The following is a 23812-nucleotide window of genomic DNA, read 5'->3' on the forward strand; positions in this document are numbered from 1 at the left end:
CTTAATACCGATACAAATCGAATTAAAACCACCAAACGAAAGGTGTGGGGCTTGCTCGCGAAAGCAGTGTGTCAGTCACTTTGGATGTCGACTGAAGCACCGCTTTCGCGAGCAAGCCCGCTCCCACAGGGGTTCGTGGGTTTTACAAGCCTTCGGTGAGCACCCGGTCGAGCATGTCGACAAAGAAGTCCACACTGCGCCGCGGCGTCACCATCGGCGGTTTGATCTTGAGGATGTTCAGGTCATCGCCGGTCGGCTGCATGAAAATCCCCAGTTCGCGCAGACGATCACACAGCAACGAGGTCTCTTCGGTCGCAGGCTCCAGCGTCTCGCGGTTGCGGATCAACTCCAGCCCCAGATAGAACCCCGAACCATGCACGGCGCCGACCAGCGGATGTTTATCGATCAAGGCTTCGAGCCGCGCCTTGAAGTGGCCGCCCACCACTTGGGCGTTCTCCCAGAGTTTTTCTTCCTCCATCACATCCAGCACGGCCATGCCGATCTGGCAGCTCACCGGACTGCCACCGGCCGACGAGAAGAAGTAACCCTCAGCCTCCAGCGCCTCGGCGATTTCCCGGCGAGTGATCACCGCGCCCAGTGGCTGGCCATTGCCCATGCCTTTGGCCATGACGATGATGTCCGGCACCACGCCTTGCTCTTCGAAGCCCCAAAAGAAATGGCCCATGCGCCCGTAACCGACCTGCACTTCATCGGCGATGCACACGCCACCCTGTGCGCGGACCCGCGCGTACACCTGCTGCAGATACCCCGTCGGCAGCGAGATGCCACCGGCATTGCCGTACACCGGTTCGCAGATGAACCCGGCCAGTTGGCGTTTCTGCTCGGCGATTTTCGCCAAGTGATGTTCGACGCTGCGCACGTAGTCAGGTGCCGAATCGAGGCCACGGAACTCGCCGCGATAGAGGTTTGGCGCGGTCACCGGATGCACCCAGTCCGGGCGGCTTTCGAGGGCTTTGGGGTTGTCGGCGATCGAGGTCGACACCGCATCGGCACCCACCGTCCAGCCGTGGTAGGCCTCCAGCACGCTGATCATGTCGCGACCGCCGCTGTAAGCCCAAGCCAGGCGGATCGCCAGGTCATTGGCCTCGCTGCCACTGTTGACCAGAAACACCCGATCCATGCCCTCCGGCGCCAGCTTCAGCAAGCGCTCGGAAAACTCGGCGACCGCCGCATAGTTGAAGCGTGAGTTGGTATTGAGGAGCGACCATTGACGGGCAGCGACCGCCGCCATGCGCGGATGGCCGTGACCGAGCACTGCCACGTTGTTGAGCATGTCGAGATAGGAACGGCCCTGCATGTCGATCAGGTGGTTGCGCCAGCCGCGCTCGATGCGCGGCGGATCGACGTAATAGTGTTTTTGTGTACGGGCGAAACTGGCATCGCGGCGTTCAAGCAGGGTCTTGGCGTCCAGCTCTGGCTCGGCATCGCAGGCCAGCCCCAATAACCCCGCAGGAGACGGGCACAACGCTTGCCACGCGGCGGCGCGCGATGGCGTACAGAAGAGCGGCGCATTCAGTTGCGCACCGCGATTCAGTTGCACGATCAACGGCCCGCTGACCGCGCCCAGCACCTGACCTTTGACCAGCGCTGCGCCGCTGTGCAGCGAAGGCGTCACGCCCCACAAGCGCACGCTGAGCTGTGGGCCGTCGAGTTGCAGCACGCCATCTGCGTGCTGATGAACCACACCGGCAAACGGCGACTCCACGGGTGTGCCAGTGGGCACGCGCAATTCGACGTGCAGCGCGAACGTGTCCGGTTCTTCAGCGCTGTCCGGCCGGGTGCGCGACAAACGGTATTGGCCATAACGGCTCGCCGCCAAACCATGGGCCGCCGCTGCGTCGTTCAACAGACGCTGATCGATGCCGTCCTGCTCCCAATTCCCAGCCTCGAAATGCGCGCTCAAAACGCCGAGATCGATCAACGCAAATTCGCGCCCGACCAGATTCGGCAGCAACGGTACAAATCCTTCGCTGTTGATCGCCGGCAACGGCTGACCGACGGCGCTGAGAATCGCCGCTTCCATCAGTGCCAGCGGCACCGAGGTGGCCACGCGGAAGATTTCCCACTCATGGGTCAGGTTGTCGCGGCTGTAGGCGTTGCCCGGATCGATGCTGACCTGCTGCTCGCCACTGAGCACCAGCACCGCCGCCCGAGCGACGATCAACGGCCACAAGGCTTGCAGTTCTTCGTGTTGCAGCGGATTGACCGCGTGATAGGCCTGAACCGCCGGCAGAATGACAAACGGATCGCCACCGGCGTGATGCAGCAACGCCGCACAGGTCACCGACAAATCGGTGATGCGCCAGGTGCGGACCAGATCGCCAAAATCGATCACCCCCTGCAACTGCCAATGACGCTGGGCGTCGCGTGCCCACACCGCGTTGTCATCGGTGATGTCCATGTGGATCGCCTGCACCGGCAGCTTGTCTGCCAGCGGCTGCAAACGGCGCTCGGCCTGTTCGGCGGCGTCGGCGATCAACGTGCGCTGCTGATCGTCCCTGATCACTGGCAGCAAATGGCCGATCAAAGCGCTGGCATGGCGCGCGTCCCACTGCAACGTGCGTTCCAGGCCCGGATGGTCGAAGCCTGCCAGCGCCAGGTCCATCTCGCCACAAAGCCTGCCAAACCCGGCGACCACTTCATGGCCGAGGTGATCGAGATGCGTGAGCGGCTGGCCTTCGATGTAATCCAGCAGCCGCACATGCACCGCTTCGCCGTCGACATCCAGCGTCAGCAAGTCCTGACCGTTATGGGCGGCAATCACCCGGGGCACGTTCACATCGCAGTGCTCGGCCAGATATTTCAGGCCGGCGTGCTGGGCTTGCAGCTCCACAAGGGCGTAATCGCCCCGGCAGATTTTCATGACAAACCGCCCGCGCTCAGTGTCGATGCGGTAATTGAGATCCTGCTGGCTGCCGAGGGCCTGCAACGTGCCGCTGAGCCCGTAGTGCTCGGCCAGCCATTGCAGGGCCTGCGCCTGCGAAACCTGCGGGCTGGGCAAACTGGCGCGATGAATCAACGTGGCGAGCGACATGAAACGACCCCTGGAATTTTATTAGGCGCCTATATCGCCACCGCAGCAGAGGATGCGCAACCCCTCATCGTGGTTATTCAAGCGCTCGCATCCGCCGGCACTTTGCGCAAGAATGTCGGCCATTCACATCTGCCTATGGAAATTCTCATGAATGTCATCACCACCGATCTGCCCGGTGTTCTGATCATCGAACCCAAGGTGTTCGGTGACGAGCGCGGTTTCTTCTACGAGAGTTTCAACGCCAAGGCGTTCCAGGACGCCACCGGTCTGGACACCCAATTCGTCCAAGACAACCACTCGCGCTCGCAAAAAGGCGTGCTGCGTGGCCTGCATTACCAACTGCAAAACACCCAAGGCAAACTGGTTCGCGTCACGGTCGGTGAAGTGCTCGATGTGGCCGTGGACATCCGCCGCAGCTCGCCGCACTTCGGCAAGTCGGTAGCGGTGCGCCTGTCGGCTGAAAACCATCGTCAGCTCTGGGTGCCGGAAGGTTTCGCCCATGGTTTCGTGGTGCTGAGCGAGTTCGCCGAGTTCCTCTACAAGACCACCAATTACTACGATCCTTCTTCCGAACGCAGCATTCGCTGGGACGACCCTGCTCTGGGCATCGACTGGCAACTGGACGAGGCGCCGAAACTGTCCGCCAAGGATCAGGCAGCAGCGCTGCTCAAGGACGCTGACGTCTTTTCCTGAGGCCGGGCATAATGCGCCTGTTCACACAGGCGCATCCGGCACATGAAACCATCTCTCCCCCGCAGACCCCGCTGGCGCAGCCTCGCCCTTCTGGCCCTGTGCCTGGCGCCGCTGCTGTGGCCGCTGGAGCATCTGGCTGAGCGCTATTACCGCAGCGAACTGGCCGGCCAGAACCGCCAGACCCTCGACCTGTACGTCGCCAACCTGCTGGGCACCCTGCACCGCTACGAAGTACTGCCGCAGATACTCGGCCAACTGCCGGCCCTGCGCGCTGTGCTCGGAGCGCCAGACGATGGGGTCACCCAAGGCAACGCCAACCGTCTGTTGAAAAACATCAGTGCGCAGACCGGTGCCGAAGTCATGTACCTGATGGACACAACCGGGAAGACGCTGGCCGCGTCGAACTGGGACAAGCACGACAGCTTTGTCGGCCGTAATTTTTCCTTCCGCCCCTATTTCAGCGAAGCCATGGCCGGACGTCTCGGGCGCTTCTTCGGTCTGGGCACCACATCGGCCAAGCGCGGCTACTTCTTCGCCGCCGCCGTGCGCGATGGCGAGAGAATCCTGGGGGTGCTGGTGATCAAGGTCGATCTCGATCACACCGAAAGCCTGTGGGGCAAAACCCCGGAACAACTGTTGGTGACCGACCACAACGGCGTGGTCATCCTCACGTCGCGCCCGGAATGGCGCTTCCGCTCGACCCGCGCGTTGAGCGACGCCGAACGTGCCGCCATCACCGCGATCCAGCCCTACCCGACCCGAGAACCGCGCCCGCTTAACCTCAGCCCCACCGCTTGGCTGATCCAGACTCACGACATCGCCGAAACCGGCTGGAGCGTCAGCATCCTCGCCCCGCGTACCCTGATCGACCGCCCGGTGCGCACGGTGGTGGCCATTGGCGGCGCCACGCTGTTGGTGTTGATGCTGTTGCTCGGTCTGATGATGCAGCGCCGTCGCCACTATCTGGAGCGCATCGCGTTTGAAGCCAAGGCGCGGCTTGAGCTGGAAGGTCGCGTCGCCGAACGCACCAGCGATCTGGAAGGCCTCAACCGTCGTTTGAAGCAGGAAGTGCTGGAGCGGGAAACGGCCCAGCAGGAACTGGTACGTGCCCAGGACGATCTGGTCCAGGCCGGCAAACTGTCGGCGCTGGGCACGATGTCGGCGAGCATCAGCCACGAACTCAACCAACCGTTGGCGGCCATTCGCAGCTACGCCGAAAACGCCGAAGTGCTGCTTGATCATCAACGCACCGACGACGCACGCGGCAATCTCAAACTGATCAGTGAGCTGACCGGGCGCATGGCCTCGATCATCGCGCACCTGCGCGCCTTCGCCCGTCGCGACCGCCACGCGCCGGAAAGCGTGGCCCTGCAACCGGCGCTGGACGATGCGCTGGCCTTGCTGGCCAAACGTCGGCGCAGCATGGAGGTTGAGCTGATCCGCGACCTGCCCGCCGCCACGTTGTGGGTCGAGGCCGGGGAAACGCGCTTGCGTCAGGTGCTCGGCAACCTGCTGGCCAACGCCCTCGATGCCCTCACCGAAAAAGGCCCGCCACGCAAATTGTGGCTGAGTGCCGAATCCACCGCCGAGGGCGTCAATCTGTACATTCGCGACAACGGCCCGGGGTTCTGCATGGAAGCCCTCGGCCGCGCCAGCGAGCCCTTCTACACCACCAAGACCCGCACTCAGGGCTTGGGGCTGGGCTTGGCGATCTGTGAAACCCTGATGCGCGCCTTCGGTGGTGAACTGTCGTTCGCCAACCACAAGCAAGGTGGCGCCTTGATAACCCTGCGCCTGCGCGCCGGCGCGCCCGGGGTCAGCCTGCAACCGTCCGAGGATCGAAGTGCATGACCATCGACAATCGCATTCAGGTGGTGTTGATCGACGACGATCCGCACCTGCGTCAGGCCCTTGGCCAGACGCTGGATCTGGCGGGGCTCAAAATCCTGCCGCTGTCCGAAGCCAAAGGTTTGGCCGCACAACTGGAGCGCGACTGGCCGGGCGTTGTCGTCAGCGACATTCGTATGCCCGGCATGGATGGTCTGGAATTGTTGAGCGAGTTGCACGACCAAGACCCGGAATTGCCCGTGCTGCTGATCACCGGCCACGGCGACGTGCCACTGGCGGTGCAAGCGATGCGCGCCGGCGCGTATGACTTCCTCGAAAAACCCTTCGCCAGCGACGCCCTGCTCGACAGCGTGCGCCGTGCCTTGGCCCTGCGCCGACTGGTGCTGGACAACCGCAGCCTGCGTCTGGCCCTCAGCGACCGCAACGAGTTGAGTGCGCGTCTGGTCGGCCAGTCAAAGCCGATGCTGCGCTTGCGTGAACAGATCGGTGCATTGGCGGCGACCAAGGCTGACGTGTTGATCCTCGGCGAAACCGGCGCTGGCAAAGAAGTCGTCGCCCGTGCGCTGCACGACTTGTCGAGCCGCCGTAACGGCCCGTTCGTGGCAATCAACGCTGGGGCATTGGCCGAGTCCGTGGTGGAAAGTGAACTGTTCGGCCACGAACCCGGGGCCTTCACCGGCGCGCAAAAACGCCGGATCGGCAAGTTCGAATTCGCCAACGGCGGCACGCTGTTCCTCGATGAAATCGAAAGCATGAGCATGGACGTTCAGGTCAAACTGCTGCGCATGTTGCAGGAGCGCGTAGTCGAGCGCCTGGGTGGCAATCAACTGATCCCGCTGGACATCCGCGTCATCGCCGCCACCAAGGAGGACCTGCGCCAAGCCGCTGATCAGGGCCGCTTCCGCGCCGACTTGTATTACCGCCTCAACGTCGCGCCGCTGCGCATTCCACCGCTGCGCGAGCGTGGCGAAGACGCTCTGGTGCTGTTCCAGCACTACGCCGATGAAGCCAGCGCTCGCCACGGTTTGCCGCCCCACGAACTGCAACCGCCACACCGCGCCTTGCTGCTGCGCCACACCTGGCCTGGCAACGTGCGTGAACTGCAAAATGCCGCCGAGCGGTTCGCTCTCGGTCTTGAACTGGCGCTGGATAACACGGGCGTCGAGGGCAGCGGCACGACCGTGGAAGTCATCAGTGGCGGACTCAGCGAGCAAGTGGAAAACTTCGAGAAATCGTTGATTGCCGCCGAACTGGCGCGCTCCCACAGCTCGGTGCGCAGCCTCGCCGAAGCCCTCGGCGTTCCACGCAAGACCTTGCACGACAAGCTGCGCAAACACGGCTTGAGTTTTGCCGACAGTGGCGCCCAAGGAGACGAAACCGAATGAACCGTGACAGCCGCTATCTGCAATCGGTCCTGCATCACGACATTCCCCTGACCCAGGCGATGGGCCTCAAAGTGCTCGACTGGCAGGCGCAGCAATTGAGCCTGCATTTGCCGCTGGACGCCAACGTCAACCACAAGAGCACCATGTTCGGCGGCAGCCTCTACTGCGGCGCGGTGTTGGCCGGGTGGGGCTGGTTGCATTTGCGGCTGAAGGAAGAAGGGATCGAGGACGGGCACATCGTCATTCAGCAAGGGCAGATCAGTTATCCGCTGCCAGTGACGGGGGATGCCACGGCGATCTGCCTGGCGCCGGATGCGGCGGTGTGGAAGAAATTTCTGGCGATGTATCAGCGTTATGGCCGGGCGCGATTGACCTTGAATACGCGGATCGTCAATGCCGGCAGTGATGAGGATGCGGTGACATTTAGCGGGCAGTACGTCCTGCACCGCTAACCCTCAGGAACTCACCCAGCGTTTGTGGCGAGGAAGGGACTCGCCACAATGGTTCATTCACCGCTCAGGAACGGGCGAGTTCCAGCAACCGGGTACGCCACGCCGCCTTCGCCGGCAGTGCCAGAAACGACGTATTGAGCAGCGATTCCCGCGCCGGATAACAGAACGCCTCACCCTGCAAGTCCAGCACCTCACCGCCCGCGCCTTCGAGCACGCCCTGCGCCGCCGCCGTGTCCCATTGCGAAGTCGGCGCCAGGCGCGGATAGCAATCCGCCGCGCCCTCGGCCAACAGGCAGAACTTCAACGAACTGCCGATATTGGCCAATTGCAGCTCACCCAGACTGGCGCTCAACCCGGCCAGCAAGCGTTCCTGCTCGGGACTCGAATGCCGGCGGCTGGCCACCACCGTGAACGCCTCACCCGGGGCTGGCACATCACGCACCTGAATCGAAACCGGCGTACCGCCCTTGTCACAACGCCAGGCACCGAGCCCGGCACCGCCGACATAGAAACGACCGTTGGTTGGCATCGACACCACGCCAAACACCACCCGACCGTTGTCGATCAGCGCAATGTTGACGGTAAATTCTTCACTGCCGCTGATGAACTCTTTGGTGCCATCGAGCGGGTCCACCAGCCACCAGCGCTGCCACCCGGCGCGAACGCTTTGCGCGATGTCGGCGTCCTCTTCGGACAATACCGGGATGCTTGGATCGAGCGCCTTCAGCCCGGCGACGATCAGGTGGTGTGCGGCCAGGTCGGCCGCCGTAACCGGCGAATCATCCGACTTGGCGGTGACTTCAACCCCTGATCGCCAAAACGGCAAAATCGCCTCACCGGCCTGCAATGCCAACTCGACCACCGGCGCCATCAACGTATGGGGAAAATTCATCGACACTTCACTCATGATTGAAAGGATCCACGCTGGGTCAGCAGGTCACGGGCCAGATACAGCGCGGCCAACGCGCGGCCTTCGGAAAACTGCGGATTCATTGCCAATGCCGACAACTCGCGCAGATTGACCTTGTCGACCCGCATCAGCTCGGGCTCGTCGCCCTCAAGCCGCTCCTCGTAAAGATCAGTGGCCAGCACCACTTGAATCTTCTGGCTCATGTAACCGGGCGACAGCGACAACTCGGTCAGATGTTCCAGTTGCCGCGCGCCAAAACCGGCCTCTTCCTTGAGCTCACGCTCGGCCGCCGCCAGCACATCTTCGCCCGGCTCGATCAAACCTTTGGGCAAGGACAATTCGTATTCATCAGTACCGCCGCAATACTCCTCGACCAACACCGCGTGTTCGGCGTCGAGCATGGCCACGATCATCACCGCGCCGTAACCCGCGCCCTTGCCGACCAGCCGCTCATAAGTGCGCTCCACGCCATTGGAAAAACGCAACTTCAGTTCTTCGACGCAAAACAGGCGACTGGTGGCGACGATCTCGCGGGCGAGTACGGTGGGTTTCTGGCGCATGCAAAGCTCCTTGGCGTGAACGCGCTACTATAACGCGGCTTTCCCGATTGTTTACGTCGGATATCTTTCTACCGCTCGAGACGTTGCCATGCCTTCTTTACCGTGGTCTGACATCGATACCGTTCTGCTGGACATGGACGGCACGTTGCTGGATCTGCACTTCGACAACCATTTCTGGCTGGAACACCTGCCCCAACGCTACGCCGAACTGCACGGCGTGAGCCGCGCCATGGCCGAGATGGAGTTGCAGCCGCTGTTTGAGCGACATGCCGGCCAGTTGCAGTGGTATTGCCTGGATTTCTGGAGTGCCGAGCTGAAACTGTCGGTGCGTGAACTGAAACAGGAAACCGCGCACTTGATCGCCCTGCGCCCGGATGCCGATACCTTTCTGGCGGCGATAAAGCAGGCGGGAAAACGGGTGATCATGATCACCAACGCGCACCGCGATTCGTTGTCGCTGAAACTGGAACGGATCGAACTGGCGCCGTACTTTGAGCGGCTGATCAGCTCGCACGATTACGGTCACCCCAAGGAAAATCCGCAGTTCTGGGACGCCTTGCAGGCCGATATCGGCTTTGATCCGGCGCGCAGCCTGTTTATCGACGACACCTTGCCGATCCTGCGCAGTGCGCGTGATTTCGGCGTGACGCATTTACTGGCGGTGAAGGAACCAGACAGCCGCAAGGGGCCTAAGGACACCGCTGAGTTTGCGGCGGTCGAGGACTACCGCGATTTGATTGCAGGGCTCTAGATCAGGTCGTCTGCTTCGCGAGTTCAAGCCCGCTGCCACATTGGAATACGTTCCTCTGTGGGCGCGGGCTTGCTCGCGAAAGCGGCCTTGAGTCTTACTCAGGAATACGCAGTACCTGCCCCGGATAGATCTTGTCCGGGTGTTTGAGCTGAGGCTTGTTCGCCTCGAAAATCTTGTTGAACTTGCTGGCATCGCCGTACACGTTTTTGGAAATCGCGCTCAGCGTGTCACCCTTCTCGACGGTGACAAATTTCGCGGCGGTTGCAACACCACCGGTCACGGTGATCTGGTCGTCTACGCCGCTGACACCGACAACGTTGCCCAGTGCGAGCAGAATTTTTTCTTTTTCCTCCTGGCTGGCCGCTTCACCCGTGGCAATGACTTTCTCGCCTTCAACCTTGACCTGAATCTTCGACGTGTCGATTCCCGTCAGCGCGTCCTGCACATGCTTGGTCAGCGCCTCACCGTTGGCTTGGGCCTTGTCCGGCGTGAGCGCATCAAGGATTTTTTCACCGGCATCTTTCAAAAAGCTGAATAGGCTCATCGTGTTTCACTCCATGGAATAAAAGGGGTCAGACGTCAAAGCCTAGACCACCTTCGCCAAATACGGTTCCACGCCGACCAATGACCCACCCCAGCCACAAGCGTTAGAATCGTCCACCCCTGCCAACACCCTTCGGAGCGAAGATGGACATCAAGCAACTGAAATTCCTCATCGCCCTCGACGAAACCCGCCACTTCGGCCAGGCCGCCGCGCGTTGCCACATCACCCAGCCGACCCTGTCGATGCGTCTGCGCAGCCTTGAAGAAGAACTCGATTTGCCGCTGGTCAACCGGGGACAACGCTTCGAAGGCTTCACCGCGCCGGGGGAGCGCGTGCTGGCGTGGGCGCGCACGGTGCTGGCGGCTTATGACGGCTTGCAGGCGGAAGCGGCGGCCTGTCGCGGCAACCTCATCGGTACGTTGCGTTTAGGCATCGTGCCGCTGTCGAGCTTCGATCCACTGCCGCTGATGCAGCGTTTGCACAGTGCGCACCCGAACCTGCGTTTCGAAATGTCGGCGTTGAGTTCCGAGCAGATCCTCGAACAGTTGGCGAACAACCGTATCGACCTTGGCGTGTCCTATCTCGATCGTCTGGATAATGAGCGTTTCGAATCCCTGGCCTTCAGCGAAACCCACATGGGCCTGCTCTACGATCAGCGCTCCTTCACCTTCGGCGAAGCGCCGTTGAGTTGGGAGGCGTTGATCGAACTGCCGTTGGGGATGCTCACCAGCGGCATGCATTTCCGCCAGTCCATCGACCACAACTTCCACAGTCGGAACCTGACCCCGCAGCCGTTGTTGCAAACCGACGCCGTGCATCAATTGTTACAAGCGGTGCACGGCGGGTTTTGCTGCGCGATCATGCCGCTCGACGCCGGCCTGGAAAAACTCACCGACCACCTGCGCCTGCAACCGATCGAAAGCGCCCAGACCCTCGCCCCGCTGGGCCTGATCATGCGACGAGGCGCCCCGCGATCGGCGCTGGCAGAAGCCTGTTTCGCGCTGTATCAGAAATCACCAAGCGACTCTTGATCGACGTCATCTATCGGTAGATCGAAAGTAGCGATTAGACGCGACATCTTGCCGCGCCTAGTCTTAGCGTTGATCAATCCGTTGGTGATGCCATGAACGCCAAGCGCCCAGCCTGCGCGGCGCCTGCACTCGAAACGCCCGCGCCCGCAGCCAGCCAGACCTACAGCTACAGCGATCTGCCCCTACAGGAATCGGCCAGCGCCGCGCTGGCCGAGGAAGTGGCGTTGGCGATTGCCTACAACGGCATCAGCCAGGCAGTCATGCTAGTGACGCCGACCGACCTTGAGGACTTCATCGTCGGTTTCAGCCTCGGCAGCGGCATCATCGAAGACGCCAACGACATTTATGACCTGCAACTGACCGGCGCTGGTTCTGCGCAATATGCACAGGTGACCATCGCCAACCGCGCCTTCTGGAACCTCAAGCAACAGCGGCGCCAGTTGGCCGGCACCAGTGGTTGCGGCCTGTGCGGCGTCGAAGCGGTGGAACAGGCGCTGCCTGACCTGAAGATCTTGCCCGGCGCGCCCTTGCCACCCATCGCCTGGCTTGACGGTTTGCGCCAGCGCATCGGCGCCTTCCAGCCGCTGGGTCAGCACTGCGGTGCGGTGCATGCGGCGGTGTTCATGAACGCCAGCGGCGAGTTGCTGCTCGGTCGCGAAGACATCGGCCGGCACAACGCCCTCGACAAACTGATCGGTGGCTTGATCCGCCAGCAGATACCCACCGAGGGCGGTCTGGCGATTGTCACCAGCCGTTGCAGCCTCGAATTGATCCAGAAAGTTTTGCGCGCCGGCATCCAGACCCTGGTCAGCCTGTCCGCGCCTACGGGCCTTGCCGTGCAATGGGCCCGTCGGCACAACCTCAATCTCATCCACCTGCCGCAGAAAAGTGCGCCGCGGGTGTATAGCCCCGCGATGGAGAATCAAGCGTGAGCCAACATCATCAAGCCGACCAGAAACCTGTCCCGCGCTACAAGCCCTACAAAGGCGCAGCCGGCGGTTGGGGTGCCCTGATCAGCGTGGCCCAGGCCTGGTTGACCAGCGACAACGCGCTGAAAAACCTGCGCATGATGCTCAAGACCAACCAGAACGGCGGCTTCGACTGCCCGGGTTGCGCCTGGGGTGATTCGCCGGAAAGCGGGATGGTCAAGTTCTGCGAGAACGGCGCCAAAGCGGTGAACTGGGAAGCGACCAAGCGTCGCGTGGATGCCAAGTTCTTCGCCAAACACAGCGTGACTTCGCTGCTGGAACAGAGCGATTACTGGCTTGAGTATCAGGGCCGCCTGACCGAGCCGATGGTCTACGACGCCCAGACCGATCGCTACAAACCGATCAGTTGGGACGACGCCTACGCGCTCATCGCCAAACACCTGCAAAATCTGCCAAGCCCGGATCTGGCCGAGTTCTACACCTCGGGTCGCGCGAGTAACGAAGCCGCCTACTTGTATCAGTTGTTCGTGCGTGCCTTTGGCACCAACAATTTCCCTGACTGCTCGAACATGTGCCACGAAGCCAGCGGCGTGGCATTGGCGCAGAGTGTCGGCGTCGGCAAAGGCACCGTGACCTTCGATGACTTCGAACACGCCGACGCGATTTTCGTCTGGGGCCAGAACCCCGGCACCAACCATCCACGGATGCTCGAACCCCTGCGTGAAGCGGTGAAACGCGGCGCGCAAGTGGTGTGCATCAACCCGCTGAAAGAGCGCGGTCTGGAACGTTTCCAACACCCGCAGCACCCGATCGAAATGCTCACCAACGGTGACAAGCCGACCAACACCGCTTACTTCCGTCCGGCCTTGGGCGGTGACATGGCGGTGCTGCGCGGCATGGCCAAGTTCCTGCTGCAATGGGAGCGCGACGCGCAGAAGGCTGGCGCGCCTGCGGTGTTCGATCACGACTTCCTCAATGCACACAGCGCCAACGTGCTGGAATACCTGGGCGTTGTCGACGACACGCCGTGGGAGCAGATCGTCGAGCAGTCCGGCCTGACCCTGGTCGAGATCGAGCAAGCGGCGCGCATGTACGCCAAAGGCAAGAACGTGATCATGTGCTGGGCGATGGGCATCACCCAGCATCGTCATTCGGTGCCGACCATCCAGGAAATCGCCAACCTGATGCTGCTGCGCGGCAACATCGGCAAGCCCGGCGCAGGCCTGTGCCCGGTGCGCGGTCACAGTAACGTGCAGGGCGACCGCACGATGGGCATCAACGAGCGCCCGCCCGTGGCGTTCCTCGACTCCCTTGAGCGGCGTTTCCAGTTCAAGGTGCCGCGTGAAAACGGGCACAACGTGGTCGAGGCGATCCATGCCATGGCCGAAGGTCGCGCCAAGGTCTTTATCGGTCTGGGCGGCAACTTCGCCCAAGCCACACCGGACAGCCCTCGCACGTTCGCGGCGCTGAGCAATTGCGACCTGACCGTGCAGATCAGCACCAAACTCAACCGCAGCCATTTGGCCCACGGTAAAGACGCGCTGATCCTGCCGTGCCTGGGCCGCACCGACATCGACATCCAGACCGAAGGCCCACAAGCCGTCACCGTGGAAGACTCGTTCAGCATGGTTCACGCCTCCAACGGCCAATTGCAGCCGCTGTCGAACCAGATGCGCTCGGAACCGTCGATCATTGCCGGTATCGCCGCTGCCACGCTGGGCAGTAAACCGGTGGACTGGAACTGGCTGGTGGCCGATTACGGACGCATTCGCGATCTGATCGCCGACACCATCCCGAACTTCAAAGACTTCAATGAGAAGATCAAAAACCCGGGCGGCTTCTACCTCGGTAACAGCGCCGGAGCACGTAAGTGGAGCACCCCGTCGGGCCGCGCCAATTTCCGCGCCAACATGCTGCCCAAGGATCTGGTCCACGAACGCACCCGCGCCACCGGGCAACTGCCGGATCTGATCCTGCAATCGATGCGTTCCCACGATCAGTACAACACCACGATTTATGGTCTCGACGACCGTTATCGCGGGGTGAAAGGCCAGCGCGACGTGCTGTTCGTCAACGAAGCCGACATCATTCGCCTGGGCTTCCGGCCGGGGCAGAAGGCCGACATCGTTTCGATCTGGGACGATGGTCGTGAGCGTCGGGTGAAGGGCTTTACGCTGCTGGCGTTTGATATTCCGGCCGGCCAGGCCGCCGCGTATTACCCGGAAGTGAATCCACTGGTGCCGCTGGAAAGCACTGGGGATGGCAGCCATACGCCGACGTCGAAGTTCATTGCGATTCGCCTGGAAGCGGCGAGCGAGACCGGGCTGATCATGGCCAAGTCGGCTTGATACGGTGCCTGTTCCGGCCTCTTCGCGAGCAAGCCCGCTCCCACATTGGAATGCATTTCAATGTGGGAGCAGGCTTGCTCGAGAACGCGTCGGTTCAGTCAATGCACTTCTTAAGCTCAAACACTTTTCCACCGCCGAAAAAAAAGGCCGCTTTTTCACAAAAGCGGCCAGTCCGAAGTAGGTAAAGACCGGCGAAAATCGGTTAAGTTCCGCAGTTAAAACAGTAACTTGCACAATTGCATACAAGTCGTGTTACTCGTCGGATTTAGATTGTCACGCTCGTGACAGAGCCTCAGGATCGCGCCGTCATCCCTTTGAGGCTCACCTATGAAGTTCTCCTCGATTCTCTTGTTGTCCCTTGGCCTGGTCAGTGGCTTCGCGTCTGCTGGCGGCACCACCGAAGCAGGTGTGGGCGGCGCATTGGGCGGGGTTCTTGGCTCGGTCGTCGGTCAGTCGTTAGGCGGCAATACAGGTTCCACCATTGGCGCGGCCCTGGGCGGCGCGGGTGGTAGCGCCGTTGGCGCAAACAAACACAGCCGTGGCGAAGCGGCCATCGGTGGCGCGCTGGGCGCAGCCGGCGGTAACGTGGTCGGCCGCAGCGTGGGCGGCTCCACCGGCAGCCTGATTGGCGCCGCAGCGGGTGGCGGTGCCGGTGGCGCGCTGGGCAACTACATGGGCAACAGTAGCAACGACGATGGTCGTCATTACGATCGCGGTCGTGATCGTGACCGTGGTTACTATCGCGACCGTCATCCAGGTCGCGGCCATGCCTACGGCCACCGCAAACACCACAAGTACTATCGCGACTGAGGCCTGAATACCTCGTTGGCCGGTAAAGCAAAAATCGCAGCCCCAGTGCTGCGATTTTTTTTGCTTGTCACCTCACCAGATATTCCAGCGCCTGGCGTAATTGCACCGGGATCGGCACTGGCTGATTGCTCGCCCGATCAACAAACACATGCACGAAACGCCCGGCCGCACACGCCTCGCTTTCGCCGACCTTGAACACTGCCAATTCGTATTGCACCGAACTGTTGCCCAGTTTGCCCACCCGCAGACCGATCTCGATCAAGTCCGGGAAAGCGATGGAAGCAAAGTAGTCACACGCCGAACTGACCACAAAGCCCACCACCTCACCGTCATGGATATCCAGCCCACCGGCCTGAATCAGGTAAGTGTTCACGGCAGTGTCGAAGAAGCTGTAATAGGTGACGTTGTTGACGTGGCCGTAGGCGTCGTTGTCGTGCCAGCGCGTGGTGATGGGTTGGAAATGCGGGTAGTCGGTGCGTTGGTTCATGCGTAGTTCTCGTATTGATCGACCTCACGCTGACAGTGAGGACGACCACTATACCTGTGGCAGCGGGCTTGCCTGCGAAGGCGCCAGTAATGGCGCCACATCATTCAACGGTCGGCAAAACCCTTCCCCTGCGCTGCCAACTCACCGATCAACCGCGCCGGTTTCCACTGATCGCCCTGCCGTGTCTCCAGCGCCAGCAAGCGCTGATGAATATCCGCCAGCCCTTGCCGATCCGCCCAGGCCATCGGCCCGCCCTTGTCCGCCGGGAAGCCATAGCCGTTCAGATAGACCAGATCAATGTCATGCGCCGACTCGGCAATGCCTTCCTGCAGAATCTTTGCCCCTTCGTTGACCAGCGCGAGCAAACACCGCTCAAGAATCTCTTCCGGGCCGATGTCACGGCGCTGGAAACCCAATGCTTCACTGACCCGCAACACCAACGCATCGACCTCGGGATCATGCTCAGCCTGACGACTGCCCGGCTCGTAGTGGTAATAACCGTTGCCGGATTTCTGACCAAACCGGCCCATCTCGCACAAGCGATTATCCACCTGAACTTGCAGAGCATCCTGGCCCTTGCCGGCCAACTCACGCGCACGCCACTCCAGATCGATACCGACCACGTCGTACATGCGAAACGGCCCCATGGCAAAACCAAAGCCCTGCAAGGCTGCGTCGACCTGCTGTGGGTAAGCCCCTTCCAGCAACATCTTGCGTGCTTCAAGCACATACGGATGGAGCATGCGATTGCCGATAAAACCGTGGCAGTTGCCCGATACCACACTGACCTTGCCCATGCGCTCGCCCAGCGCCAGCGCGGCGTGCAGCACGGCGGGTGAAGTCTTCGCGCCACGGACGATTTCAAGCAGTTTCATGATGTGCGCCGGACTGAAGAAATGCAGGCCCAGGACTTGCTCAGGGCGACGGGTGGCGGCAGCAATCGCATCGATATCCAGCGCCGACGTATTACTCGCCAGCAGCGCTTCGGGCTTAAGCAGGCCATCGAGTTCGCGAAAAATCTTCTGCTTCAGCTCAAGGTTTTCGTACACCGCTTCGATCACCAGATCGACATTGCGGACCGCCGTGTAATCCGCCGCCGCACTGACCCGGGCGAGCCGCGCATCTGCCTCAGCCTGATCAATGCGCCCCTGACGCACGTTGTGTGCGTAAGTGTCCGCCACCGTGGCGAGCGCCTGCTCAAGCATCTGTGGATTGTTGTCGACCCACTGCACCGTCACCCCAGCGTTGGCCAGGCACATGACAATGCCGCGCCCCATGGTCCCCGCACCGATCACGGCAGCCTGCTCAATACCGAATGTCTGGCTCATGTTGTTCTCTTGTTGGCGATCCAAAGACTGGTCTCACCATAATCAGCCAGCGACGGTTTTTGAAGTTTATTACCGTGATGATCAACATTCAGCGGATGGATGCAGCTCTGCTCGATCACAACAATCCCTGTGGAAGCGAGCAGGCTCGCTCCCACAGAACTCTCGGTTCAGTCGAGCAAGTGATTGTCGGCCCAGCCTCGCACCTCAGCGAAGGGATACTCCTCCAACGCCGCATACCCGGAAATCGTCCGCGCCTTGAGCTTGGTGAACAGCGGCACACTGATCCCGCACAGAAACCGCGTCAGTCGTTCGGCCGTCGGCGCATGGCCCGTGTGCTGCTCATGCTTGTGGATAAAATCACCGCACAGAGCCGCAAAACTTTTATCCACAAGCGCAGGCAGTTCCGGTGGCGCCGGCAACCGGGCAATGTGCCCATGGCACACCGAACAATGCCCACAGCGCTCAGGGGCATTGTGATCGCCGAAGTACTCCGCCAGGCGATAACCCAGGCAGCGTTCGGTAGCGAACACATCAAGCATGGCGTGAATCCGCGCGACTTCGGTTTGCTCGTGGCGAGTGAAGACATCGTGCAACTCTGCACTCATAACGTCGCTGTCGAAGTCACTTTGCAACAAGCTGTAGACCTCGGTCATCTGCTTGCTCTCAAGCTCGACCCAGCGCTTTTCCTGGAAGTAATCCAGCGCCTTCACCACCCGATTACGCTCGGCCGAATACTGCGTATACATCGCCTCGAAATCCACCGTAGCCCAGGTTCGCGCCCGACTTGAGGTGTGGATGATCGCCGCGACGAAATCCCGGCGTTCGCCCTCGAAACGCTCAAGCAACGCCTCGGGCTCCAGCAGGTATTTGAAACGGTATTCGGCGTAATAGGCGTAACGCGGTGCGATCAAGCCACGCAACTCCAATTGCACCAGCAAAGTCTTCAGGGGCAACGCACGGATGTTGCTGTGATCTGCCAATGGCCCGAGCAGAAACTCCCACTGCCCTTGCGGTGCCGAAGCTTTCAATTCATCGAGTACATAACGAATGCCTTCGCGTTCCGGCGTGTCGCCGTAGACGAAGTTTTCCAGCACATTGAGGCTGTCGCGATTGGCCAGCACCAGACAGTCCGAAGGCTGCCCGTCACGCCCGGCGCGGCCGATTTCCTGGCTGTAGTTTTCGATGGATTTGGGCAGGTCGAAGTGCACCACATTGCGGATATCACTTTTATCGATGCCCATGCCGAAGGCGATGGTCGCGACGATGCAATTGGACTGCCCGGCCATGAAGCGTTTCTGGATACCTTCACGCTTATCGTGGGGCAGACCGGCATGATAGGCCTCAGCCTGAATACCGTTGCGTTCAAGGTGTTCAGCGATGTGTTCGGCGGTTTTCTGCAAGGTCACATAAACGATACTCGGCTGGCCCGGACGCTCGGCCATCCACTCCACCAGACGCCGGCGCTTGTCCTGCCCACGCACCGGTTCCACCAGCAAATTGAGATTGGGCCGGTAGAAACCGGTGGTCACCACATCGTCAGCGGCAATGGCAAATTTTGCCTGCATGTCGGCGATGACTTTCGGCGTGGCGGTGGCGGTCAGCAGCAAGGCTTGCGGGATATTGAACTGGCGCTGGTAGTCCGGCAGTTTGAGGTAGTCGGGGCGAAAATTGTGGCCCCACTCCGAGATGCAGTGCGCCTCATCCACCACCAGCAAAGAGATCGGCACCTGCTGCAGGAAATTGCGGAAGCGCTCGTTTTTCAGACGCTCGACCGAAATCATCAGAATCTTCAATTCACCCGAACGGGCGCGGGCCATCACGTCATTGGCATCGTCTCGACTCTGCGCCGAGTCGATGCTGCCCGCCGAAATGCCGTGGCGCTGCAGGAACGCCAATTGATCCTGCATCAGCGCCAACAGCGGCGAAACCACCAGGGTCAGATTCGGCAGCATCAGCGCCGATAATTGATAGCAAAGGGACTTGCCGGAACCGGTGGGAAAGATCGCCGCCGCCGAGCGCCCGGCCAGCACCGCGCTGATGGCGGCCTCTTGTCCGGGTCGAAACTGTGGATAACCAAAAACCTGTTCCAGGGTGTTGTGCATTCGCTGTCACTCCTTTGACCGCTGCCATGCCAACAGCCTAGCGGGCGATCGCAGCGAGTCGAGAAAAGGTCGGGGGCCAAATCGATACGGAATGATACAGCGAAAGGCGCGCACAGCTCAGTGCCCGGGAGGCGGCCCGCCCAAGCAACACGAAATCCAGAACTCAGGGCCGCAACACCGCCACGCGCAACTGCTCGTTCAACATTTGCTCATGCACATCCAGGCTCTTGCTCGCCCACAGCGCATGGGCCGGGCTGATGTCCCCGGTGAACGCCGCCGCCAGTTGGCGCAGATCGGAGATGCTACGCACCTGTGGACAAAAGGGTTGCCCGTCACAGTCCTGACTGGCGTTGCGATAGGTGCTCAGCAAACGATCCCAGAGATCGTTGCGCACTTGCCTGATCGACTTGAGCTGCACTTGCGGCACGCCCAGCCGTTGCTTCAAACCCGACTCGTCCAGCGCTTCGCTGGCGAGCAAGGCTTTGCCGAACATCAGCACTTCGGCGCGGGAGGCCGTGTCGACATTCACCTGGTTGGTCAGTGCACCGGGCCAACCGGTTCGATCCAGATGATCCAGTACCAGTGCGTTGCCAATATCAGCTGCCAATGTCAAACGGTAGCCAATAGCCCACAGCAATATGATCGAGGCCATTCGTAGCCACTGCATACCTAATTCCCTTTAAGCGTGTATCGGACGTTTGGAAAAGTCCCACAGATTCTGGCGCGCACAATACAGATGTTTACCCAGAAGTGCCTGATAAAGCCGTGGGAAATTTCCCATATAAGGGTTTTGCCTTAAAAAGGTCATGAAAACATGTAGGGCAAATACTTGCTCCCCCGGAAAACCCCCTACAAACGCTGTCCATCCTGGCCGTCTTGTCCCGCTGCGCAACACCCTCCTATAGTGGCCGGCGCGACTGAATCTCGCCGTAGCGACTTCTCAAAGGACAGACTTCATCCATGAACTCACTGCATCCACCCATCAACCGCTATCGCCGCTTGAAAACCACCTACAGCGACAATCCGGTGCTGGTTATCGACACTGACGCCAGCCATGAAGACTTGCTCAATGCCGCTCAACAAAGACTGTGCGCCGCCAACAATCTGCTGGAAACGCTTTACTGCATGTGTTTTCAACAAGCGGATGTCAAAGACATTCCCAACATCATCAATGCGCTTTATTTATTGACTCAGGATGGTTGCGAACTACTGGAAGTGGCGAAATTCAAAGTCAATAATAAAAACTAAAAAACAACACGCAACAAACTTGGCAACAACCCACTGCTTCACCACAAAAAAGAACCGCACTAGATTGATTGCTCTTCCATTAAAAGAGCAACAAACATGACGACTTTAACTGTCTTTTTTTGCGGTACTGGCTCCACCAGATTTGATACGAACAATCCGAACTACTGGAACGGCGAACTGGTTTCCACGCTTGCTTCGCACCACAGCGGCCGGGAGTTTGCCGAATGGGTCGTCGTCGACGGCCCGGGCACCAGCAATTTGCAGGCCGATGAACTGTTTACCGAGTCCGGCGATTACAACCTGAGCGGTACGCTGCTCGGAAAAGGTTGGGAGGAGAACGTCCAACATGCCGTGAACATTATCAAAGGCAAATGCGACTGGCAGCGTGAACAACTGACCGAAGCAGAATACAACCGACTGAAAGCTGCCGGCATTCCCATCGAAGACGTAAAAATCGAAGGCTCGTGGATGTGGCGAAAATATAACTACGGAGAGCGAAGCGTTACTCAGCAAACGTTACAGGAACAAATCATCAAGACGTACCGTAAGGACGGTGTCATTCCCACTCAAGTCAACCTGGTGGGATGGAGTCGCGGCGGCGTCAGTTGCCACATGTTGGCCAACGCCTTGTACGCCGACGACGCACTGAAGAACATTCCGGTCAAGATCTTCGCCATTGACCCGGTTCCGGGCATCGGCAATTTTCAGGAACACCGGGTGAAACTCAATGCCAACGTCAAAGAATATGTCGGCTTTTATGCCCGGAACGAGCGCTCCAAAGGCTTCAGTTGCGTCATCCCGCAAACCGCCACTGGCACCAAAACCAGCGTTTTCCCGATGCCCGGCCGCCACGCCACACTGGTGGGCAACGCCGCCGCTGACGGCGACAGCGGCCCTAACGTGCTGGCCGAACCCGGCCTGATCGTCCGCCACTTCGCCGAAGTGTGCCTCCAGCGCTGGGGCACGCCGCTGAGCAAAACCCTGAACCTGAGCGACACTGACCTGCGCCAGCACACCGACGCCATCGTCAGGGCCGCCGCGAAATACCAGGCCATGGAAAAGTGTTCGTACACCTACTTCACCGAACTGGACCAAGACGAACGTTATGTGTCGCTGGGTAGCAAAGGTGTGCCGTTTTCAGCGGTGAAAGGTTCGATTTACACACCCGAAACCGGGCTGACGACCAGTGTGCTGGATGAGGCGGCGTACAAGAATCTTGGTTGACGGTGAGCGAGCGAAAAAACCTACAGCAATCTCTTATCTGATCTTCGTCCCGTTCCTACAAGTCTGGACCCCGCTGCCGCCTATCGGCGCTTGGTAGTTCAAACCTATAGTCGTGACTGTCGCTGTCAAATCAGCGGTTCGGGCTTGGTCACCCGTATGAGTTGTGCACTCGCACTCGTTGTACGCTGCTGGCGCTTTTTGTGTCGGCACGCTTTATGGCGGCTGAGCTCGGGACGCCTTCGGGCGTGCCGGTTGTGAGTGCCTCACTGGTTGACCAACCCGAACGCAGTCCGCCACCTATCGCTTGGTCACGGTGGGCGCGGATTCTCATGACATATTTCGAGGCCAAACATAATGAACGCATGGAACCCGCTCGCCCCCGATCGCTACCGCCCACTCGAATCCAACCTCACCGACACCAAGCCCCTGATCATCGAAACTGCGGCCAACCCGCACGACATCCTCGAATGCGCCGTCCAGCGCCTGCGCGCCTCCAGCGACCTGCTTAAAACCCACTACTGCCTCAGCTTCAAACAAACCGACGTCGAAGACATCGCCCACATCACCCACGCCCTCTATCTGCTGACGCAGGATGGCTGTGGTCTGCTGCAAGTCGCGCAGCAGCAAATGCTCAATTGGAAAGCGCCAGTCTGAAAAATCTCAGGCAGGTGCGCTCCCAATAAGTGGCGCCTGCCTCACCAAAGAACATGGATGCGGGACACCCGGCGTCCAGTGCAGGAGTTGAATTTTGCAAACTACTATTGATTGCGTACGATGGCAGCCATTGTTCAGCCAAGAGTTCGCCGTCATGACCACTGAAACCATCGATCACAGCACCCTGACGCGCCTGATTGAAAACGGTTCAGTCAGCAGCACACGTATCATCGCCAAGCCTGGTGGCTGGTCGATTCAAATTCATCAGGGAAGCAAAGCAAGTTCGCTCGCAGCGCAACGCAGTGGTCAGGTGCGCTTGTTCAAACGCCTTGAAACATTAGTGGCCTATTTGCAAGAACTGGGTATCACTCACTTCAATGTGGATGCATCCAGCTATGACCCGCTGCAAATGAAAACCTACACACGTCCTGATCGCGCCGAAGCAATGAAGCAAGCTCATGAGGCGGCGGCGTATGAAGAGTGGTTCAAGCGGCAGGTGCAAATCAGCATTGATGATCCAAGACCCAGCGTGAGCGATGAAGACGCTCGACGAATATTTGCTGCCAAGCGCGATGCCCTGCGTCAACGCGTGCGTTGATGAGGTTGATCTGGCGCCAAGAGGCGCTTGATGACCGAGACCGAATAATGGACCGCATTAGTCAAGACAATCCTGAAGCGGCTGCGGATCTCGACGAGGTGTTTGAATCAAAAGGGGAAGTCGCCCGAAAGCGCCCGACCTTATACAGAAGGGGCAGAGTTGAAGGCACACGAGAAATCGTCGCAGCTTCCAACTATGTCATCGTCTACACGATCAAAGATGAATGTGTGGAGGTGCTTCGAATAATGCATGCCCGACAGCAATGGCTATGACAGATCACGAGGATTCGACAGGGCAAACCCATTCCCCGGAAGTGCAATTATTCTGGCGTTATCAATACCCAAGTGAAGGAATACTAGCGTTATGGCCAGAAAGACTGCGGCTCTGCTTCCTAAAACTGCACGACTCCTGAAGGACCTTGGCGAACGCTTGAAATTGGCTCGGTTACGCAGGAGGCTGACGGCCAAACAACTCGCACAAAAAAGCCGCCCCTAAGGGCGGCTTTTTCATTCACCACAAACCAACGCTTACAACTTAGGCCCAGCAGCCTTGATCGCGTCGCTCACTTCGAACTTCTTGAAGTTCTCGATGAACAGACCGGCCAGTGCCTTGGCAGCCTCGTCGTACGCAGCCTTGTCAGCCCAGGTGTTGCGTGGGTTGAGCAGGTTGGTTTCAACGCCCGGTACGGCCAGTGGCACGTCGAGGTTGATGGTGTCCAGGTGCTCGGTGGCCGCACCGATCAGTGCGCCGCTCTGGATGGCGGCGATCACTGCGCGGGTGGTCGGGATGTTGAAGCGTTTGCCGACGCCGTAGCCACCGCCGGTCCAGCCGGTGTTGACCAGGTAGACCTTGGAG

23 protein-coding genes and 1 pseudogene are annotated in these 23812 nt (G+C 60.0%); 15 read left to right on the forward strand and 9 right to left on the reverse strand.

Features of this window, described 5'->3' with window-relative positions; genetic code table 11:
* Positions 1 to 142: 142 nt before the first annotated feature.
* Positions 143 to 3055, reverse strand: a complete 2913-nt coding sequence (locus ACIOU6_RS22375; protein ID WP_401138927.1) for an aminotransferase — start codon at positions 3053 to 3055, stop codon at positions 143 to 145.
* 147 nt (positions 3056 to 3202) lie between these two features.
* Between ACIOU6_RS22375 and rfbC the strand changes: the two genes are divergently transcribed.
* Genes rfbC through ACIOU6_RS22395 form a run of 4 tightly spaced genes read left to right on the forward strand, consistent with a single transcriptional unit; the run spans position 3203 to position 7433 of the window.
* Positions 3203 to 3748 (forward strand): dTDP-4-dehydrorhamnose 3,5-epimerase, encoded by a 546-nt coding sequence (gene rfbC / locus ACIOU6_RS22380; protein ID WP_221731050.1) that lies wholly within the window; start codon positions 3203 to 3205, stop codon positions 3746 to 3748.
* 42 nt (positions 3749 to 3790) lie between these two features.
* Positions 3791 to 5599, forward strand: a complete 1809-nt coding sequence (locus ACIOU6_RS22385) for an ATP-binding protein (protein ID WP_401138928.1) — start codon at positions 3791 to 3793, stop codon at positions 5597 to 5599.
* Positions 5596 to 6981 (forward strand): sigma-54 dependent transcriptional regulator, encoded by a 1386-nt coding sequence (locus tag ACIOU6_RS22390; protein ID WP_221731048.1) that lies wholly within the window; start codon positions 5596 to 5598, stop codon positions 6979 to 6981. The genes ACIOU6_RS22385 and ACIOU6_RS22390 overlap by 4 nt, the downstream gene beginning before the upstream one ends.
* Entirely contained in the window at positions 6978 to 7433 is a 456-nt protein-coding gene (locus ACIOU6_RS22395; protein ID WP_221731047.1) for a thioesterase domain-containing protein, read from the forward strand. Before ACIOU6_RS22390 ends, ACIOU6_RS22395 begins: the two co-directional genes overlap by 4 nt.
* Positions 7434 to 7497: 64 nt before the next feature.
* On the opposite strand, the gene cysQ is transcribed toward ACIOU6_RS22395, so the two are convergent.
* Positions 7498 to 8325, reverse strand: a complete 828-nt coding sequence (gene cysQ, locus ACIOU6_RS22400) for a 3'(2'),5'-bisphosphate nucleotidase CysQ (protein ID WP_401138940.1) — start codon at positions 8323 to 8325, stop codon at positions 7498 to 7500.
* A gap of 11 nt (positions 8326 to 8336) precedes the next feature.
* The gene (gene nudE / locus ACIOU6_RS22405; protein WP_221731046.1) at positions 8337 to 8903 is read right to left on the reverse strand and encodes an ADP compounds hydrolase NudE; all 567 of its coding nucleotides are present in this window, start codon (positions 8901 to 8903) and stop codon (positions 8337 to 8339) included.
* Between the two features lie 88 nt (positions 8904 to 8991).
* On the opposite strand from nudE, the gene yrfG reads away from it, so the two are divergent.
* Positions 8992 to 9654, forward strand: a complete 663-nt coding sequence (gene yrfG, locus ACIOU6_RS22410) for a GMP/IMP nucleotidase (protein ID WP_401138929.1) — start codon at positions 8992 to 8994, stop codon at positions 9652 to 9654.
* Between the two features lie 94 nt (positions 9655 to 9748).
* Here yrfG and lysM read toward each other — a convergent pair whose 3' ends face one another.
* Positions 9749 to 10198, reverse strand: coding sequence for a peptidoglycan-binding protein LysM (gene lysM, locus ACIOU6_RS22415; RefSeq protein ID WP_221731044.1), 450 nt, complete (start codon positions 10196 to 10198; stop codon positions 9749 to 9751).
* Between the two features lie 143 nt (positions 10199 to 10341).
* On the opposite strand from lysM, the gene ACIOU6_RS22420 reads away from it, so the two are divergent.
* The 4 genes from ACIOU6_RS22420 (at position 10342) to ACIOU6_RS22435 (ending at position 15316) form a co-directional block, all read left to right on the forward strand.
* A complete protein-coding gene (locus ACIOU6_RS22420) occupies positions 10342 to 11229 on the forward strand; it encodes a LysR family transcriptional regulator (protein WP_221731043.1) in 888 nt (295 codons plus the stop codon).
* A 92-nt stretch (positions 11230 to 11321) separates the two neighbouring features.
* Positions 11322 to 12161 (forward strand): formate dehydrogenase accessory sulfurtransferase FdhD, encoded by an 840-nt coding sequence (gene fdhD / locus ACIOU6_RS22425; RefSeq protein ID WP_401138930.1) that lies wholly within the window; start codon positions 11322 to 11324, stop codon positions 12159 to 12161.
* Positions 12158 to 14506, forward strand: coding sequence for an FdhF/YdeP family oxidoreductase (locus ACIOU6_RS22430; RefSeq protein WP_401138931.1), 2349 nt, complete (start codon positions 12158 to 12160; stop codon positions 14504 to 14506). The genes fdhD and ACIOU6_RS22430 overlap by 4 nt, the downstream gene beginning before the upstream one ends.
* Positions 14507 to 14833: 327 nt before the next feature.
* Positions 14834 to 15316, forward strand: coding sequence for a glycine zipper domain-containing protein (locus tag ACIOU6_RS22435; protein WP_221731040.1), 483 nt, complete (start codon positions 14834 to 14836; stop codon positions 15314 to 15316).
* 67 nt (positions 15317 to 15383) lie between these two features.
* Here the strand turns inward: ACIOU6_RS22435 and ACIOU6_RS22440 are convergent, their stop codons facing one another.
* The 4 genes from ACIOU6_RS22440 to ACIOU6_RS22455 all read right to left on the reverse strand — a co-directional run bounded on the left by ACIOU6_RS22440 (position 15384) and on the right by ACIOU6_RS22455 (position 19900).
* Positions 15384 to 15803 (reverse strand): acyl-CoA thioesterase, encoded by a 420-nt coding sequence (locus ACIOU6_RS22440; RefSeq protein WP_401138932.1) that lies wholly within the window; start codon positions 15801 to 15803, stop codon positions 15384 to 15386.
* Positions 15804 to 15907: 104 nt separating this feature from the next.
* On the reverse strand, positions 15908 to 17131 hold the full coding sequence (locus ACIOU6_RS22445; protein ID WP_401138933.1) for a 3-hydroxyacyl-CoA dehydrogenase NAD-binding domain-containing protein: 1224 nt from the start codon (positions 17129 to 17131) through the stop codon (positions 15908 to 15910).
* A gap of 167 nt (positions 17132 to 17298) precedes the next feature.
* Positions 17299 to 19233 carry an ATP-dependent DNA helicase RecQ gene (locus tag ACIOU6_RS22450; protein WP_401138934.1) on the reverse strand — a complete coding sequence of 645 codons (1935 nt, stop codon included), beginning with the start codon at positions 19231 to 19233 and terminating at the stop codon, positions 17299 to 17301.
* Positions 19234 to 19396: 163 nt separating this feature from the next.
* Complete coding sequence (locus tag ACIOU6_RS22455) at positions 19397 to 19900, reverse strand: polysaccharide deacetylase (protein WP_401138935.1); 504 nt, start codon at positions 19898 to 19900, stop codon at positions 19397 to 19399.
* A 293-nt stretch (positions 19901 to 20193) separates the two neighbouring features.
* On the opposite strand from ACIOU6_RS22455, the gene ACIOU6_RS22460 reads away from it, so the two are divergent.
* The 6 genes and pseudogenes from ACIOU6_RS22460 to ACIOU6_RS22485 all read left to right on the forward strand — a co-directional run.
* Complete coding sequence (locus ACIOU6_RS22460; RefSeq protein ID WP_401138936.1) at positions 20194 to 20481, forward strand: hypothetical protein; 288 nt, start codon at positions 20194 to 20196, stop codon at positions 20479 to 20481.
* 96 nt (positions 20482 to 20577) lie between these two features.
* A complete protein-coding gene (locus ACIOU6_RS22465; protein WP_221731034.1) occupies positions 20578 to 21705 on the forward strand; it encodes a hypothetical protein in 1128 nt (375 codons plus the stop codon).
* A 354-nt stretch (positions 21706 to 22059) separates the two neighbouring features.
* A complete protein-coding gene (locus ACIOU6_RS22470) occupies positions 22060 to 22359 on the forward strand; it encodes a hypothetical protein (RefSeq protein WP_401138937.1) in 300 nt (99 codons plus the stop codon).
* Between the two features lie 154 nt (positions 22360 to 22513).
* Positions 22514 to 22957: a hypothetical protein gene (locus tag ACIOU6_RS22475; RefSeq protein ID WP_221731032.1), complete on the forward strand. Its 444-nt coding sequence runs from the start codon at positions 22514 to 22516 to the stop codon at positions 22955 to 22957.
* Positions 22957 to 23229, forward strand: a complete 273-nt coding sequence (locus ACIOU6_RS22480) for a type II toxin-antitoxin system RelE/ParE family toxin (protein WP_401138938.1) — start codon at positions 22957 to 22959, stop codon at positions 23227 to 23229. Before ACIOU6_RS22475 ends, ACIOU6_RS22480 begins: the two co-directional genes overlap by 1 nt.
* A 91-nt stretch (positions 23230 to 23320) precedes the next feature.
* A pseudogene (locus ACIOU6_RS22485) lies at positions 23321 to 23443 on the forward strand (XRE family transcriptional regulator); the annotation flags it as partial.
* A 41-nt stretch (positions 23444 to 23484) separates the two neighbouring features.
* Here ACIOU6_RS22485 and ACIOU6_RS22490 read toward each other — a convergent pair.
* The coding region (locus ACIOU6_RS22490) for a phosphoenolpyruvate carboxykinase (ATP) (RefSeq protein WP_128614188.1) at positions 23485 to 23812 on the reverse strand (328 nt) is incomplete at its 5' end.

The organism is Pseudomonas sp. NPDC087615, assembly GCF_044743445.1.
Classification (GTDB): Bacteria; Pseudomonadota; Gammaproteobacteria; order Pseudomonadales; family Pseudomonadaceae; genus Aquipseudomonas; species Aquipseudomonas baetica_A.